General features: G+C 56.5%; 13 protein-coding genes and 1 riboswitch. Of the genes, 3 read left to right on the top strand and 10 right to left on the bottom strand.

Annotated elements, in window-relative coordinates:
• The first annotated feature begins 94 nt into the window (after nucleotides 1-94).
• From guaD to thiD, 3 genes are all read left to right on the top strand, one after another.
• A complete protein-coding gene (guaD, locus tag WFK59_RS08830) occupies nucleotides 95-1,453 on the top strand; it encodes a guanine deaminase (protein WP_336755616.1) in 1,359 nt (452 codons plus the stop codon).
• 907 nt (nucleotides 1,454-2,360) lie between these two features.
• Nucleotides 2,361-2,457: riboswitch (TPP riboswitch) on the top strand.
• Between the two features lie 34 nt (nucleotides 2,458-2,491).
• The gene (gene thiM, locus WFK59_RS08825) at nucleotides 2,492-3,289 is read left to right on the top strand and encodes a hydroxyethylthiazole kinase (RefSeq protein WP_336755795.1); all 798 of its coding nucleotides are present in this window, start codon (nucleotides 2,492-2,494) and stop codon (nucleotides 3,287-3,289) included.
• A complete protein-coding gene (gene thiD, locus WFK59_RS08820; RefSeq protein ID WP_233987609.1) occupies nucleotides 3,276-4,076 on the top strand; it encodes a bifunctional hydroxymethylpyrimidine kinase/phosphomethylpyrimidine kinase in 801 nt (266 codons plus the stop codon). The genes thiM and thiD overlap by 14 nt, the downstream gene beginning before the upstream one ends.
• Nucleotides 4,077-4,115: 39 nt before the next feature.
• Here thiD and WFK59_RS08815 read toward each other — a convergent pair whose 3' ends face one another.
• From WFK59_RS08815 to WFK59_RS08770, 10 genes are all read right to left on the bottom strand, one after another.
• Nucleotides 4,116-4,802, bottom strand: coding sequence for a GntR family transcriptional regulator (locus tag WFK59_RS08815; RefSeq protein WP_233987610.1), 687 nt, complete (start codon nucleotides 4,800-4,802; stop codon nucleotides 4,116-4,118).
• 100 nt (nucleotides 4,803-4,902) lie between these two features.
• Complete coding sequence (locus WFK59_RS08810) at nucleotides 4,903-6,366, bottom strand: mannitol dehydrogenase family protein (protein WP_336755615.1); 1,464 nt, start codon at nucleotides 6,364-6,366, stop codon at nucleotides 4,903-4,905.
• A gap of 67 nt (nucleotides 6,367-6,433) precedes the next feature.
• On the bottom strand, nucleotides 6,434-7,717 hold the full coding sequence (locus WFK59_RS08805; protein WP_233987612.1) for an MFS transporter: 1,284 nt from the start codon (nucleotides 7,715-7,717) through the stop codon (nucleotides 6,434-6,436).
• Between the two features lie 81 nt (nucleotides 7,718-7,798).
• Complete coding sequence (locus WFK59_RS08800; RefSeq protein WP_336755614.1) at nucleotides 7,799-8,809, bottom strand: Zn-dependent oxidoreductase; 1,011 nt, start codon at nucleotides 8,807-8,809, stop codon at nucleotides 7,799-7,801.
• A 10-nt stretch (nucleotides 8,810-8,819) separates the two neighbouring features.
• On the bottom strand, nucleotides 8,820-10,034 hold the full coding sequence (gene manD, locus WFK59_RS08795; RefSeq protein WP_233987614.1) for a D-mannonate dehydratase ManD: 1,215 nt from the start codon (nucleotides 10,032-10,034) through the stop codon (nucleotides 8,820-8,822).
• 145 nt (nucleotides 10,035-10,179) lie between these two features.
• Nucleotides 10,180-11,079 carry a lipid kinase YegS gene (gene yegS / locus WFK59_RS08790; protein WP_233987615.1) on the bottom strand — a complete coding sequence of 300 codons (900 nt, stop codon included), beginning with the start codon at nucleotides 11,077-11,079 and terminating at the stop codon, nucleotides 10,180-10,182.
• A 221-nt stretch (nucleotides 11,080-11,300) separates the two neighbouring features.
• Entirely contained in the window at nucleotides 11,301-12,683 is a 1,383-nt protein-coding gene (trhP, locus tag WFK59_RS08785) for a prephenate-dependent tRNA uridine(34) hydroxylase TrhP (RefSeq protein WP_336755613.1), read from the bottom strand.
• 126 nt (nucleotides 12,684-12,809) lie between these two features.
• Nucleotides 12,810-13,517, bottom strand: a complete 708-nt coding sequence (gene baeR, locus WFK59_RS08780; RefSeq protein WP_233987617.1) for a two-component system response regulator BaeR — start codon at nucleotides 13,515-13,517, stop codon at nucleotides 12,810-12,812.
• Nucleotides 13,518-13,523: 6 nt separating this feature from the next.
• Nucleotides 13,524-14,912 (bottom strand): two-component system sensor histidine kinase BaeS, encoded by a 1,389-nt coding sequence (baeS, locus tag WFK59_RS08775; protein WP_233987618.1) that lies wholly within the window; start codon nucleotides 14,910-14,912, stop codon nucleotides 13,524-13,526.
• Nucleotides 14,909-16,315 carry an MFS transporter gene (locus WFK59_RS08770; protein ID WP_233987619.1) on the bottom strand — a complete coding sequence of 469 codons (1,407 nt, stop codon included), beginning with the start codon at nucleotides 16,313-16,315 and terminating at the stop codon, nucleotides 14,909-14,911. The genes baeS and WFK59_RS08770 overlap by 4 nt, the downstream gene beginning before the upstream one ends.
• Between the last annotated feature and the right edge of the window lie 62 nt (nucleotides 16,316-16,377).

The following is a 16,377-nucleotide window of genomic DNA, read 5'->3' as shown; positions in this document are numbered from 1 at the left end:
TCTTTCGTATCTGGCGTCACTTACGATTTTCCTATCCTGTTGCTCCTGATTTGAAGTTGATGAATATAAAGATAATTTCTTAACGGAGTGGTCAATGAAACCTAAGTTTGTTGCTTTATTATGTCTGTTTTCATTTTGTTCGGCGGCTGATACCGTTGGGTATCGAGGTGATATCCTTTATTTTAAAGGGGATCCCGCCAATGACTCAGAGGCCACGGTTTATATTAAGGATGGCTATCTTATTGTAAAAGACGGACGCGTTGTTAAATCAGGTGACTATATATCGTTGAAAGATCAGCCTGTTGATAATACCGTCGATTACAGCGGCAAAATTATTACTGCTGGATTTGTCGATACTCACGTTCATTATCCTCAGATCACGATGATCAGTGAATATGGTGAACAGCTGATTGGCTGGCTTAATACTTATACTTTTCCAACAGAGATAAAATATAAAAACCATCACTATGCTTCACAGGAAGCAGCAGAATTTCTTGACCAGTTGATCAACAACGGGACGACCACTGCGCTGGTATTTGCGACCAGTTCACCGGTATCAGTCGATGCTTTTTTTGAGCAGGCGTTAAAACGCAATATGCGCATGATTAGCGGCAAGGTATTGATGGATCGAAACGCACCTGCAGAATTGCTGGATACGCCGCAGTCAGCCTATGAAGAGAGCAAATTGCTGATTGAGAAATGGCAGCACAAAGGACGGCTGGATTATGCGGTCACACCTCGCTTTGCGCCGACATCAACGGATCAGGAGTTGGCAGTCGCAGGAAGATTGCTTAAAGAATATCCCGATGTTTATCTGCATACCCATTTAGCTGAAAACAACCAGGAAGTCGAATGGGTAAAACAGCTATTCCCGCAAAGTCGCAGCTACCTGGATGTTTATGATAAACATGGGCTGGTAACCAAAAAATCGATTTTTGCCCACTCGATCCATCTCAACGATGATGACTTCAGGGTGCTGTCAGAGAAGAACGCTAATATTGCTTTTTGTCCTACTTCAAATCTTTTTTTGGGCAGCGGGCTCTTTAACCTGGATAAATCAAGAGAATATCATATTCCTGTGGGCCTCGGGACGGACGTAGGTGCCGGTACCAGTTTATCTGTTATTCAGACAATGGATGAGGCTTATAAAGTCACACAAATGCGGAAAGCGTTTACTGATAAGCCAGAAGAAGTGCACTCTCTCACGCCGAGGGAAAATCTCTATCTGGCTACGCTTGGCGGTGCTACGGTGCTGTCCCTCCAGGATAAAATAGGCAGTCTGACGCCTGGCAAAGAAGCCGATTTTGTGGTGCTCGACCCTCTGGCCGGTCCGATTCTGTCTGAGCGTAACAAGCAGGCGAAAAATATCGACGAAATTCTGTTTGGTATGGAGATGCTGGGTGATGATCGCATCGTTGCGCATACATATGTGATGGGAAAGAAAATGAAATAATCTGACATTTCGTGACGAGTAGAAAGACGGAGAATGCCCGAAGCGTTTTTATCTGAGAGCGGTGTTAACAGGCAGTAAGCCGACGCAATATATAAATTATAAGTCCTGCTCAAAGGCGCTCTCCGTCTGTTTCTAAACCGATTTGACAGGCTTAAAGGCAATGTTCCTGTCACAAGCCGCCCGATTTACACTAACGGCACAAGAATCAATAGTTCAGGCGGTAGTACGCTTGTCACAGAGAATCGTCAATCACCATAAATTCCCGCATCAATGGGTGGTCCAGGCTCTTTGCCTGGCTAAAGGATGATTGTCTGCGCGTGAGCAAAGATAACGGGTTTTATAGCCACACCTGGCAGAGAAATGCTTAGTGGCGACTAATTGAATTAAAGCCTGACAGTGTGATTTCACCTCAGCCCGCGGCGCGGCTGCCGATCGCTGATATCGCGATAATAGACACGATGAATCATTTCGCCGCAGCCCGAACAGCGGACGGAAATATAAGTGGAATATAGTCTCTGCCGTTTGGCGCAGTGGCACCGTTACGTTCGATATTAATTTCCTGCCATCAATGGCGGTGAAGAATAAACGATGATAATCGCATCATACATCCTGAATAGTATGAATTTCCGCTTCAACAGTCGCTCAACTCACTGAAAGTAGGTGTTTTTTTTGCGATGCTGTGCTCAGGCTAATTCTTATGGCGTGATGCAGCTTATCAATGGAAATAACATCCCCGCAGGGCGCTAATATTACCTACCTAAAAAAAGGTGTATTTATAGCCCGCAGCATTAAGCCTGTTTTTGCCGTCACAGGAATTGATCGGGATCCTACGAAGAGTTACCGGCGCGAGGATTGATCGCGCGGGGTGTCTTGCTTTCGCTGCGGCGGCTCCTTATGCTGCAGGCTGTAACATGACTCGGGGTGCCCTTCCACGTGAAGGCTGAGAAATACCCGTTGAACCTGAACTGGATAATGCCAGCGTAGGGAAGTCTGATGCCTGACCGCATTCGCCTTCTTGTTCGCCGGTTGGGAGCTATGATGAATCATCAATCTCAACACCTTTCTGCTGCGCAATTCGCGCCCATTCTGCACCGCTTCCGTCGCCAGTCACCGCTGGTGCACTGCATGACCAATGACGTGGTTCAAAACTTTACCGCCAATGTGCTGCTGGCGCTCAACGCTTCGCCAGCGATGGTGATTGATGCAGAGGAGGCCGCGCAGTTCAGCGGGTTTGCCGATGCCTTGTTAATTAATGTCGGGACGCTGACCGCTGAGCGCCAGCAGGCGATGCAGGCGGCGATCACGGCTGCCCGTCAGGCCGGCACGCCCTGGACGCTGGACCCGGTGGCCGTTGGAGCACTGACGCTGCGCACGACTTTCTGTCAGCAGCTGCTGACCGAGCAACCGGCGGTGATCCGGGGCAATGCCTCAGAGATTCTGGCGCTGGCGCAGCAGGCCAGCGGCGGACGCGGAGTAGACAGCCTGCATCAGGCGGATGTGGCGCTGGAGGCGGCCCGGCAACTGGCCCGTGACTATCAGACGCTGGTGATCGTGACCGGCGAAGTGGACTACGCTACCGACGGTCTGCGGACTTTTGCCATTCACGGCGGCAGCCCGCTGATGACGCGGGTGGTCGGCACCGGCTGCGCGTTGTCGGCGGTGGTGGCTGCCTTTAGCAGTCTGACCGGTGACCGGCTGCTCAACGTGGCGACGGCCTGTCAGGTGATGGCACGCGCCGGTGAGCAGGCAGCGGCAGGCTCGACCGGTCCCGGCAGTTTTGCCACGGCGTTTCTTGATGCGCTCTGGACGCTGGAGGTGAACCATGAAGCGCATTAATGCCCTGACTATCGCCGGTACCGATCCCAGCGGCGGAGCGGGGATTCAGGCCGATCTGAAAACCTTTTCGGCGCTGGGCGCGTACGGCACCAGCGTGATCACCGCGCTGGTGGCGCAGAATACCCGAGGCGTCCAGTCGGTCTACCGCATCGATCCTGACTTTGTCGCCGCTCAGCTCGATTCAGTGCTGGATGATGTGCGTATCGACAGCGCGAAAATCGGCATGTTATCGGAAACCGCGATAGTAGAACGGGTCGCGGCACGGCTGAAGCGCGCTGAAATTCCCTTTGTGGTACTGGATACGGTGATGGTGGCGAAAAGCGGCGATGCGCTGCTCTCGCCGGATGCAATTGCCAGCGTGCGCGAACTGTTACTGCCTCAGGTGTCGCTGATCACGCCGAATCTGCCGGAGGCGGCGGCGTTGCTGGGATGTGCCGTAGCGCAGAATGAAGCGCAGATGCGGACGCAGGGCGAGGCGTTACTGGCAGCGGGATGTCAGGCGGTATTGATGAAAGGCGGACATCTTACGGCTGACGACAGTCCGGACTGGCTGCTGACGCCTTCGGATCAGCTGCGGTTCAGCACGCCGCGCGTCAATACCCGGCATACCCACGGCACCGGTTGTACGCTGTCAGCAGCGCTGGCGGCATTGCGTCCCCGCTATGCGAACTGGGCAGATACGGTGGCTGAGGCCAAAGCCTGGTTGCAGCAGGCGCTGTTGCAGGCAGATTCACTGGAGGTCGGGCAGGGGATTGGGCCGGTACACCACTTTCATCAATGGTGGTAACAGCGTTGCGTCGTCCCTGAACAGGGCGACGCAGCGGTATCAGGGGGCTTCAAACCATGCGCTGTTGCGCTCGGCTATAGGGGTAATCGAGAAGATCATCTCCTGCAGATGGCGGCGCATCGCCGCTTCGGCAGCGTCAGGGTCGTGCTGTTTTAACGCCGCGAAAATCTCCTCATGCTGCTCAATCAGGCTTTCCGGCGGGGAAACTTCACTCAGCGTCAGAAAACGCACCCGGTCCATCGCCGCTTTGATGTTCTCGACCGTTTCCCACGCCAGCTTACAATCAATACTTTCGGCAATCAGCCGGTGAAACTCATCATCCAGGCTGAGAAACGCCTGGCTGTCATGCCGCTCAGCGGCCATACGTTGCAGTTGCAGGTTGTGCGCCAGCACCATCAGCGCCGGTTCGCCAATCTCCAGCGCGGCACGACGCACCACCGACACTTCCACCGCTTCACGGATAAAGCGACCATCCGCCACCCGTTTGGCAGAGATTTTACGCACAAAGGTGCCGCGCTGCGGCAATACCTGTACCAGCCCGGCCTCGGCCAGTTTGATGAACGCTTCCCGCACCGGCTGGCGAGAGACGTTAAAACGCGCAGAGACCTCTTTTTCCGACAGCAGCGAACCAGGCTGAATCGCACAGGTCACGATATCTTTGCGCAGAAACCGGTAAATCTGCTGATTCACCGGTTCGCTGGTGGTAATGGTATAAGCGATCGACATGCAGCAATATCCATATTACGGCTGGCTGATGCCAGCCCGATGGGAAAGAGTCAGTCTAATCAGCACGCTGCGTCTGCGCCAGTGCTTTGTCACCAGGCGGTTATGCCTGGCTCATGCACTGTTGTACCGTCGCCCGCGCGCCCTGAGTCGTCAGCTGCTGATAATAGGCGGTCAGTCGGGCAACCAGATCGGCGTTTTGAGCCAGATCGTCGCCAAATATTTCGCGCAGACCCAATAGCGCACGCACACGCGGCGCGCCTTCTTCGCTGCTGGCGACCGTCTCTGCCAGCGTGGCTTTCAGCGGATCGCGAATTTCAATCGGCTGGCCCTGCTCGTCAATGGCCCCGACATAGCGCATCCAGGCTGCCACGCCCAGCAGCAGCAGTTCGCAGCGGCTGTTGTTACGCAGATGCCAGCGCAGACTGTCCAGCAGACGCTGCGGTAATTTTTGCGATCCGTCAGTGGCGATTTGGTATGTGCGATGTTTGATGGCGCGGTTTTCATAGCGGGCAATCAGCGAATCAGCATAGGCTTCAAGGTCCACGCCCTGGGTGCGCAGGGTCGGTGCCTGCTCATCGACCATCAGTGAACGGGCTGCGGCACGGAAGTGCGGGTCCGCCATGCAGTCACTGATGTGCTGATAACCGGCAAGGTAACCCAGATAGGCGAGGAAAGAGTGGCTGCCATTCAGCATCCGCAGTTTCATCTCTTCATACGGCAGCACGTCGGAGACCAGTTCGGCACCCGCTTTTTCCCACGCCGGGCGACCGCTGACAAAGTTATCTTCGATCACCCACTGAAAGAAGGGTTCCGCTTCCACCGCCACCGGATCACGGGAGCCGAGCCGTTCGGCCAGCGCATCAAAGGCAGCATCGGTCATCGCCGGCACGATACGGTCAACCATGGTTGACGGAAAGGTGATCTGCTGCTGGATATAATCAGCCAGCGCCTTATCCTGCCGTTGTGCCAGCTGCACAATCACGTTGCGGGTCACATGGCCATTCTCCGGCATGTTGTCGCACGACATCACGCTGAAAGGTGGCAGACCCAGCTCGCGACGGCGGGCAATCGCGGCCAGAATCAGACCCGGCAACGAACATGGCGACTGCGGGTTTTGCAGATCATGGACGATGTCGGGATGATCCGGATTGAGATTGCCGCTGGCCGGCTGGTGGCAATAGCCTTTCTCCGTCACGGTCATCGAGACAATCGCCACATCGGGCTGACACAGCGCGTCGATTACCGCATCGATGCCGTCGCCTTTGCCATGCAGTGCCGCCGTGATCACGCCGATGACCCGGGTCTGCAGCGAATCATCCGCCATTTCGGTCAGGGTATAGAGCAGTTGCTGTTTGCGCAGCGCCTGAATCAGTTCGCCGCTGTTAAGGTTAACTTCGCAGTAACCCCAGTCGCTGCCGTGTTCGGCGGCCAGCTTATCGCTGCACAGCGCCTGATGGGCACGGTGAAAGGCACCAAAGCCGATGTGCACCATCCGGGTTTTAAGCTGGCTACGGTCGTAGGCAGGGCGCTGGATCTCAGCGGGCAGGCGATCAATCTGTAACATAGTCCGTCCTTATGGCAAACGGGGCGCGAGGCGCCCCGAAATCAGTGATCATGTCGCGTGATGAAGGTTATACCGAAACCGGTTTATCCTGCGTTTTCGGGCTGCGAATCACAAACAACACCAGGAAAGCACCCAGCGCGGCGACACAGCCAGCCAGCACAAAGGCGCTGTCGAATTTACCGGTATGCTGGACAATAAAGCCGGTGACAATCGGGCCGATGATACCGGACAGGCTGCCGACCAGATGGATAAAGCCGCTGATGCTGCCGACCCGGCTCTTGTGCACCACATCCTGAATAATCGCCCAGTAGATTGCGCCGGTAATGTAGAGGAAGAAGATCGACACCGACATCATCATCACCGCGGGAACCACATCTTTTATCGTACCTGCCAGCGCCACACAAATTGCCGCCGCCAGCAGTGAGACCACCAGCACAATTTTACGGGACAACAACAGTTTGCCGGTAATGTTAAAGATTTTATCGGAGATCCAGCCGCCCAGCGCCAGGCCGACGAAACCGACAATCCACGGGATCATGGTGGTGATGCTCATCGACTTGATATCCAGGCCGTGCGCCTGCACCAGATAAGCCGGAAACCAGCTCAGGAAGAAGAACAGAATGTAGTTGTAGCAGAAGAAGGCAAACGCGGTCACCAGGATGATCGGCTGACGCAGGTAGTAGCCAAACGGATGAGCGGTTTCTGACAGATCGGCCTCATCATTGGGGTTCGCCGCTTTCAGACGTTCAATTAACAGGCGCTCCTCTTCACTCACGCGTTTGCTTTTTGCCGGGTTGTCCGCAGCGAAGAACAGCCAGAAGGTCATCCATACCAGACCGATGCAGCAGACGATAATGAATGCCGGACGCCAGCCATAAGCCAGCGCCAGATAACCGATAATCGGACCGGCTACCGCGCCACCCAGCGGCGAACCGGCGCTGAGTAATCCCATCGCGGTGGCGGCCTGTTTTTTGGGAAACCAGCCGTTGATCGCTTTGTTGGCCGAGGCACAGATAGGTCCTTCAGCCATACCGAACAGCACGCGCAGGATCAGCAGCGACCAGAAACCGGTCGCCAGCGCGGTCATGCCGCAGAAGATCGACCAGGCGCCTACCGCGACCGCCAGCACAATTTTCGGGCCAAACCGGTCAGTGGCGAGGCCACCGACGAAGTTAAACAGCGCGTAACCGAAGAAGAAGCTGCCGAAGATCATGCCGAACTGCTCAGCATTGATCGCCAGATCTTTTTCCACCAGCGGCACGGTCAGCGACAGGGCAACACGATCGAGGTAATTGATCATGTAAACCAGGAACAGCAGTAAAACGAGGGTCCAGCGCAGATTCTTGAACATACAAACTCCGTGATCTGTTTTCTCTTTATAATCATGCCGGCGGGTACGCACCGGCTGAGGACACCTGGTGTTCAGTGGGCATTAACCCATTTGCAGGATCACTTTGCAGCAGGTGCGCGGATCTTTCTCGAACAGCGTCATGGCGCGTTCAATCTCCTGAAGTGGGAAATAGTGCGTGACCAGCTTCTCTGGCTGGATTAACCCTTTTTCCATCCATTCAATCACCTGCGGGAAGCGGTTGCTGTTAAGCCGTGAGGTAAACAGCGACAGCTCTTTGCTGGTGAGACTTTGCTGCGTAATGCTGCAGGGTTCGCCGGAAAAGCCCAGCAGACCGATACGCGCCGCCGGAGAGGCGAGGGCAGCCGCTTCGGCCAGAATGGTGGGATGGCAGGCCGCGTCGATAATCAGCGTCGGCTGAACGCCTTCCAGCTGCGCCGCCAGCGGAACCTCGCTGTTGTTAAACAGCCGATCGGCCCCGTTCTGCTCTGCCAGTGCCAGCCGTTCCGGCAGGCGATCCACCACCATTACCTCTTTGACGTTGTAAACGCCTTTCAGCACCTGAATCGCGGTTAAGCCCATCGGACCGGCACCGTAAATCAGCGCCACATCCTGCGGTTGCGGCTGCAAAAACGCAGTAATGTTAGCGGCGATGGTAAACGGCTCGACCAGACTCGCCAGCCGATCGGGGATGCTGTCCGGCAGGCAGAAGGCATTGCTGGCGGGGGCCAGCGCATAGTCACTGAAGCCGCCGTCGCGATGGACGCCAATCACCTGCAGTGAAGTACAGACGTTGGGGCGACCTACCGAACAGGGATAGCAGTGACCACAGCTGACCACCGGATCGACCGCCACGCGTTCACCCAGCCGGGCCGCATCGACGCCGTCGCCGACCGCATCGATCACGCCAAAAAATTCATGACCAATCACCCGCGGATATCTGGCGAACGGGTTGTGGCCGTGCCAGATATGGACGTCAGAGCCGCAGATGCTGGCATAGGCCACTTTCACCCGGACTTCACCGGCCGCCGGTTGCGGCAGCGGACGTTCAGCCAGCACCAGCTCGCCTGGTTGTTCAATTACCACACTTTTCATCGGGCGCTCCTTACCAGTTCCACAGCGTGCCGTCTTCGAGACGGGCGACCGGCAGATAGGCGGGTTCGTAGGGATATTTCGCGGCCAGCTTCTCGTTAAATTCAATGCCCAGACCCGGTTTGTCGCCAGGATGCATATAGCCCTGGTCAAAGGTCCAGTTAGCCTCGAACAGCTCCATCATCTGTTCAGAGAAGCCCATATACTCCTGCACGCCGAAGTTAGGCACCCAGAGATCAAAGTGCAGCGCGGCTGCCATGCAGATTGGCGAGAGATCGGACGGACCGTGTGAGCCGGTGCGTACCTGATAGAGTGAGGCGAAATCCGCAATGCGGCGCATCCCGGTAATTCCGCCCGCATGGGTAATGGTGGTGCGGATATAGTCAATCAGCTGCTCTTCAATCAGCTGCTTACAATCCCAGATGCTGTTGAACACTTCTCCTACCGCAATTGGCGTCACGGTGTGCTGACGGATCAGGCGGAAACATTCCTGATTCTCGGCTGGCGTCGGATCTTCCATCCAGAACAGGCGGTAATCTTCCACGCTCTTACCGAAACGCGCCGCTTCAATCGGCGTCAGACGGTGGTGCATGTCATGCAGCAGATGCTCATCAAAGCCAAATTTGTCACGGATCGCCGCGAACAGTTTTGGTGTGAAATCGAGGTATTTCTCGGTTGACCAGAACTGCTCTTCCGGCCAGTTACCTTTGGTGGCGGGTTCATAGGCCAGCCCTTTACCTTTCGCCATGCCGTAGGTGGTTTTCATCCCCGGTACGCCGCACTGGGCACGGATCGCCTTGAATCCCAGCTCTTTATGCTTCGCGTAGTCGTCCATCACTTCATCGATGGAATGGCCGGTAGTGTGGCAATAGACCATCACACCGGTGCGTGACGCGCCGCCCAGCAGCTGATAAACCGGCATATTGGCGGCTTTGCCTTTGATATCCCACAGCGCCATATCCACCGCAGAGATGGCGGACATGGTCACCGGGCCGCGACGCCAGTAAGCGCCTTTATAGAAGAACTGCCAGATATCTTCGATTTGATGCGCATCGCGGCCAATCAGCTGCGGGCAGACGTGATCTTTCAGATAGGACGCTACCGGTAATTCGCGGCCATTCAGCGTGGCATCGCCAATGCCGGTCAGGCCCTGATCGGTAGTGATTTTGACAGTGACAAAGTTTCTGCCTGCACAGGTTACAAATACTTCAGCGTTAACAATTTTCATCCCGATAGCCTTTAGTCAGCATTCAATGATGAAAAAATACGCGCTTTAATACTACCATACAAGTTGATGCGGCAGAGTTGTGAAGGCAATCACAAAGCGTTAACGCTGGCAAAAAGAAAGGGGCTTTCGCCCCTTGTTTGATCAATCAGGCCAGCAGCGGACACTGCGGCGGCAGACGGCAACTCAGCGCACCGGCCAGCACCTCAATCACGAACTCACGTCCGGAAAGCGGCTCACCGTCAAGGTTAAAGGTCATTTCATGCGGTGAACGGATCGTCAGCGACTGCAGCTGCGTGGTGACGATGCCGGGATTGTCATCATCGCCGGTCAGCGAGTGCAGCAGCGTAGGCAGCAGCTCCTGAGCGGTGACGATGCTGACATCCAGCCGGCCATCGTTGATCAGCGCCGACGGACAGAGACGCTGTCCGCCGCCCGCCTGACGGCCATTACCAATCCCGATCACCAGCGCATCGCCCTGCCAGTGAAAGTCGGGTCCGCTGATTTCACAGGTATCGGGCTTGAGGGTATCCATCCGCATCAGGCCGTGAATAAAGTAGGAGACGCCGCCCAGAGCCGATTTCAGTTTTTCCGGCGTTTCGGTGGTGATCCGGGTGCCAAATCCGCCGGTCGCCATATTAATGAAATAGTGGGTCTGATTGACCCGCGCCAGATCGATGCTGCTGGCTTTACCCTGAATGGCCAGCCGCAACGCGGGTTCCATCTCTTCGGGGATGCCGACGCTGGTGGCAAAATCGTTGGCGGTACCCAGCGGCAGAATGCCGAGCACCGGACGATGGGCCGCTTCAGAGGCTGCCAGCGCGGTGGCGATCTCATTGATGGTGCCGTCACCGCCGCCAGCGACCACGGTTTCTGCCTGTAGTGCAATCGCCTCTTTGACATAGCGGTCACCGTCACCTTTTTCAAAGGTCACACGTACCGCGATATCAAAACCTTCTTCACGCAGCGAGCTGATTGCGTCTCGCAGATCATCATTGCCTGCGCCTTTTCCATTCAGAATCAGCAGCGTAAGCGATTTTTTATCCATTATCTGTTCCTTGAAGATCTACAGAGTGAGAGGAGGGTTATAACATAGCTGACCGCCGAAAATTATTGGCGATAGTGAGAAAAAAGAAAACCCGCACGGGGGAGCCGGGCGGGTGAATGAGGTGGTTCCAGTAATAACCTGCTGATTGTTGTTACTCGTTGGCAGCAGGCGGGACTATAAGGCAGCGCCGCTCAGGGGTCTGTGATCCTGTTCTAACTTCATCAAAATGTTTCAGTTGGTAAACGATTTGCATGAGGATCGCGCGTGTCCTGGCCGTCAGCAAAATTGCGCAGCAGCAGGCCGAAGCGCAGATCAACCTCTTCGGGTACCCGCAGCCAGACGCGGTGTCCGTCGCCGGGCGCAACATCGATCGCCTCGCCACGTGCATTCTGCAACGCATCCAGCTGACACAGCAGATTCCCGGCGGGCGTCATGATCTCCAGCTGATCGTGCAGCATGAATTTGTTTTTCACCGCCACTTCCGCCCAGTCATCCCGTCGCTCACCGGTAAATTCGCCCACGAACTGCTGACGATCGGAGACTGAAAAGCCCTGCTGATAGTTCTGGTAGCTGTCGTGGGTGTGACGACGCAGGAAACCTTCGGTATAGCCGCGATGGGCCAGTCCTTCCAGCGTTTCCAGCAGCGACGGATCAAAAGGTTTTCCGGCGGCAGCATCGTCAATCGCCCGGCGATAGACCTGCGCGGTGCGGGCGCAGTAATAGTAAGATTTAGTGCGGCCTTCAATCTTCAGCGAGTGGACGCCCATCTGACTGAGGCGCTCAACGTGCGCCACCGCGCGCAGATCTTTGGAGTTCATGATGTAGGTGCCGTGTTCATCTTCAAAGGCGCTCATTACCTCGCCCGGCTTCATCTTCTCTTCCAGCAGAAACACTTTGTCGGTCGGCTGCCCGACGCCGAGCGTCGGCGTGACATCCTGCATCGGGATCGGCTGATGGATACCGACGATATTGCCGACCTCATCCTGCTGGCCTTCGGCTACCTTATACTCCCAGCGGCAGGCGTTGGTGCAGGTCCCCTGATTGGGATCGCGTTTATTCATGTAACCGGAGAGCAGGCAGCGGCCGGAGTAGGCCATGCAGAGTGCGCCGTGAACAAACACCTCCAGTTCCATCTCCGGCACCTGCTGACGGATTTCGGCAATCTCTTCCAGCGACAGTTCGCGAGACAGAATCACCCGGCTCAGCCCCATCTGCTGCCAGAACTTAACCGTCGCCCAGTTAACCGCATTGGCCTGTACCGACAGATGAATCGGCATCTGCGGAAAGGCCTCCCGCACCAGCATGATCAGGCCCGGATCGGACATAATCAGCGCATCAGGCTGCATCGCCACCACCGGGGTTAAATCACGGATAAAGGTTTTCAGCTTGGCGTTATGCGGCGCAATGTTAACCACCACATAGAACTTTTTGCCCAGCGCGTGCGCTTCATCGATCCCTTTGGCGAGGTTTTCGTGGGTAAATTCATTGTTGCGCACCCGCAGGCTGTAGCGCGGCTGGCCGGCATAGACCGCATCGGCACCATAGGCGAAGGCGTAGCGCATGTTTTTCAGCGTGCCGGCAGGGGAAAGCAGTTCGGGTTTCATCGGGTTCTCACTGATGTCAGGTCAGTATGCCGCCTCAGGCGACAGCGGCAGGGCCGGTCAGAGGCCCTGCTAAAGGTGCGGAATTGTATGCAGTGGGAAAACGGAAGTAAATTGATCGGGATCAAACTAGATCAAATGACAAACGTCAGCTTCCCAGCGATAGCCCATACCGTAGACGGCGCGGATAAAAGGTTGTTCGCTATCAAGGCTTTCCAGCTTGCGGCGCAGATTTTTAATGTGGCTGTCGATGGTCCGATCGGTGACGACACGGTAGTCGTCATACAGATGGTTGAGCAGTTGCTCACGCGAGAACACTTTGCCTGGCTCCAGCGACAGCGTTTTCAGCAGGCGAAACTCTGCCGGGGTCAGATCCAGCGGCCGATCGCGCCAGCTGGCCACAAAGCGGCCTTCATCTATCGTCAGCAGCGAGCTGTTCGGCACCTCTTCGGCACTGCGTTTCACCCGGCGCAGAATGGTTTTCACCCGCGCCACCACTTCACGCGGGCTGAACGGCTTGCAGATATAGTCATCTGCGCCGATCTCCAGCCCCAGCAGCCGATCGATCTCTTCGGTGCGGGCGGTGACCATAATAATCGGCAGTTCCGAGTGGCGACGGATCTCGCGACACAGCGTCAGCCCGTCGGTGCCGGGCAGCATCAAATCCAGCAGCATCAGGTCGGGCGGCGACTGGCGTACGTAGTCCAGCACCGCATTGCCATCGGCAATATGGTGGGTGCGGTAATTGGAGGCGTGCAGATAGTCGATCATCAGCTGCGCCAGTTTTGGTTCATCTTCGACCACCAGAATTAACGGGTCGTGGTTTGGCTGGCTCATAAGCAGTTACACAGAGGGAACGTAGCGCAAGTGTAGCGCGATTTTCAGTCCACCTAAATCAGAGTGCTCTGCAGAGATGTCACCACCGTGCGCATCAACGATGTTTTTACAGATCGCGAGGCCGAGTCCCGACCCGCCGCTGGCCCGGTTACGCGAGCCTTCGGTACGGAAGAAGCGTTCGAAAATCTGCGCCTGATGTTCGCCGTCGACGCCGGGCGCACTGTCTTCCAGATCGATGCGCCAGTAAGGCGCTTCATACCACAATTTCACCTCGACCCGGCCTCCGCTGTCGGTATAGCGCAGGCTGTTTTCCAGCAGGTTGGTGAACAGCTGCATCAGGCGATCGGGATCGCCAAAGAATGGCGCTTCATCCGGCAGGTTGAGTTTCAGGGTTAAACCATAGGCGCGGTAGCGTTCAGCAAAGCTGCCGGCGGTCACCTCCAGCAACTGCACCAGATCGGTCGCCTGCTTGCGGTAGGCGAGGGCGCCCTCATCCGACAGGGAAAGCTGATGCAGATCGTCCACCAGCTTGGTCAGCACCACCACTTCACTCTGCAGCGAGGCGATTGCCTCCGGCGTGATTTTACGCACGCCATCCTGCATCGCCTCCAGCTCGCCGCGCAGAATGGCCAGCGGGGTACGCAACTCGTGGGAGATGTCCGCCATAAAGGCGCGGCGCATGCTTTCGTTTTTTTCCAGCGAGCTGGCCAGCAGGTTGAAGTCACCGGCCAGCTGACCCAGTTCATCCTGACTGCCAACCTCTACCCGGGTTGCAAAATTACCGGCCGCCAGATGATGGGTGCCGTCAACCAGCCGTTTGACCGGTGCCAACAGGCCGCGCGCCATCAGCCAGGTCACCAGCGCCGCCAGCAGCGTGGAGAGCGCGACGATATACCAGCTGGTGCGCCGCTGCTGTTGATCAAAATTAATGTCGGTGCTGCGCGTCAGCCGCTCCGGCGGCGAGCCGATCACCCAGCCAACCACTTTACCGTTGCTGGTGGTGATATTACGTCGCGATCCTTCGGGCGGCACCGGCGAGCGCGGGCCGACCATCACTTTATATTGCTGGTCGAGGATCCAGAACTGGGTGCGCCAGCCGTGGGGCGGCAGCTGATTATTGCTGTCGGGATTCTGCTCCAGCGACCGCAGAATATTAAACACCAGCCGATCGTTATGGCGCAGAAAATCCCAGTTACCGTGCTGCTCATACTGATCGGCCAGCGCGTCACTCAGCAGGCTTAACCGTTGTTCGTTGCCGCGCTTGATGTAATCGACAAAGCCATGTTCAAAGCTGAGGCGGACGCCCCAGTGCATGGTGATCAAGACCAGCATGCAGGTCGAGAAAATCGCCATAAACAGCTTGGCGCCAATGCCGATGCGCAGGTTAACCTTCATGACTTTCTCCGGCGTCGTAAGTCGACGTTTTTACTCACCTGCTGCGGCACGCGCCAGAACACCAGCGCCGGCAGGATAATAATCAGGGACATGCACAAATAGGCATAAATAAACATCTGATGTTCCGCACTGCTGTCGCTGGCAGCATCCTGAGCAAAGGCACCCAGCAGCAGGCCAGCCAGCGTCACGCCGATACTCATCGACAGCTGCATAATCATCGACAGCAGGCTATTGCCGCTGGAGGCGAGTTCATCGGGCAGCTCTTTCAGCGTCAAAGTATTCATTGAAGAGAAGCGGATAGCGTTGACCATGCCCTGCAGAAATAGCACCAGCGGCAGCAGCCAGACCCAGCCCAGAATCGCCACCAGCGGGAACAGCAGCACCACCAGAGCCAGCGCAATCGTCGATACCACCAGCACGTTGCGATAGCCAAACAGGTTCACGATGCGCACCACGATGCGCTTCATTCCCATATTGCCCAGCACCATCGGGATCATCATCAGCCCGGCGTGAAACGGGCTGTAGCCCATGCCGACCTGCAGAAAAATCGGCGTCATAAAGGGCAGCATGCCGCTGCCGATGCGGCCGGTAAAACTGCCGAGCAGGCCAATCGAGTAGATGCGGTTATCAAACAGCTTCAGGCTGAACAGCGCATTGTCATTGCTGCGCGCGTGCATCAGATAGAACAGCAGTGAGAACATCCCGACCAGGATCATCGCGCCGAGCAGTAACGGCGAGCCGCCGCTGCTGCGCTGACCATCCAGCGCCAGAGTTAAGGTCGCCATACCCACCGCCAGCAGGATAAAGCCGCTGAAGTCAAACCGGCGGGTTTGCATCGCATAGTTCGGCATCAGCATCAGGGTCGCGACGGCACCGGCAATGCCGACCGGAATGTTGATCAGGAAGATCCAGTGCCAGCTGGCGTACTCCACCAGCACGCCGCCCAGCGCCGGCCCCAGCAGCGGGCCGATCTGACCCGGCAGCGTCACAAAGGTCATTGCCGACATATACTGTTCGCGCGGCACGATTTTCATCACCGTCAGGCGCCCGACCGGCACCATCATCGCGCCGCCAATGCCCTGAACCACCCGCGACATCACCAGCTGATCAAGCGTGGTGGAGAGGGCACACAGCAGTGAGCCGAGGCTGAACAACACAATGGCGCTGAAGAAAATATTGCGCACCCCGAAGCGGTCGGCCAGCCAGCCGCTGACCGGCAGCATCACCGCCACCGTCAGCACGTAACAGACAATCACCGAGTGCATATGCAGCGGACTGACGCCCAGATCGTGCGCCATCGCCGGAATGGCGGTGTTCACAATGGTGGTATCCAGCGTCTGCATAAAGAAGCCGATCGCCACTATCCATAATTGCCAGCGGACATTTGCGCTCTGTGTGTTCATCGTTCAGCCCCGAAAATCACGTCACTTCGCTCTCTTCACCCCGCGCGACGCTGCTGCGTCGC

Origin of the sequence: Pantoea sp. USHLN298 (assembly GCF_037149395.1) — a bacterium.
Classification (GTDB): Bacteria; Pseudomonadota; Gammaproteobacteria; order Enterobacterales; family Enterobacteriaceae; genus Pantoea; species Pantoea astica.
Note: the sequence above shows the minus strand (reverse complement) of the source record. Positions and strands in the feature narration are given on the sequence as shown.

Excerpts from the sequence above, each read along its gene's own strand:
- thiM (WP_336755795.1), top strand. The coding sequence starts at position 2,492 with ATGAATCATCAATCTCAACACCTTTCTGCTGCGCAATTCGCGCCCATT.
- WFK59_RS08800 (WP_336755614.1), bottom strand. The coding sequence starts at position 8,809 with ATGAAAAGTGTGGTAATTGAACAACCAGGCGAGCTGGTGCTGGCTGAA.
- trhP (WP_336755613.1), bottom strand. The coding sequence starts at position 12,683 with ATGAAACCCGAACTGCTTTCCCCTGCCGGCACGCTGAAAAACATGCGC.
- WFK59_RS08810 (WP_336755615.1), bottom strand. The coding sequence starts at position 6,366 with ATGTTACAGATTGATCGCCTGCCCGCTGAGATCCAGCGCCCTGCCTAC.
- baeR (WP_233987617.1), bottom strand. The coding sequence starts at position 13,517 with ATGAGCCAGCCAAACCACGACCCGTTAATTCTGGTGGTCGAAGATGAA.
- yegS (WP_233987615.1), bottom strand. The coding sequence starts at position 11,079 with ATGGATAAAAAATCGCTTACGCTGCTGATTCTGAATGGAAAAGGCGCA.
- guaD (WP_336755616.1), top strand. The coding sequence starts at position 95 with ATGAAACCTAAGTTTGTTGCTTTATTATGTCTGTTTTCATTTTGTTCG.
- baeS (WP_233987618.1), bottom strand. The coding sequence starts at position 14,912 with ATGAAGGTTAACCTGCGCATCGGCATTGGCGCCAAGCTGTTTATGGCG.
- WFK59_RS08815 (WP_233987610.1), bottom strand. The coding sequence starts at position 4,802 with ATGTCGATCGCTTATACCATTACCACCAGCGAACCGGTGAATCAGCAG.
- thiD (WP_233987609.1), top strand. The coding sequence starts at position 3,276 with ATGAAGCGCATTAATGCCCTGACTATCGCCGGTACCGATCCCAGCGGC.
- WFK59_RS08770 (WP_233987619.1), bottom strand. The coding sequence starts at position 16,315 with ATGAACACACAGAGCGCAAATGTCCGCTGGCAATTATGGATAGTGGCG.
- WFK59_RS08805 (WP_233987612.1), bottom strand. The coding sequence starts at position 7,717 with ATGTTCAAGAATCTGCGCTGGACCCTCGTTTTACTGCTGTTCCTGGTT.
- manD (WP_233987614.1), bottom strand. The coding sequence starts at position 10,034 with ATGAAAATTGTTAACGCTGAAGTATTTGTAACCTGTGCAGGCAGAAAC.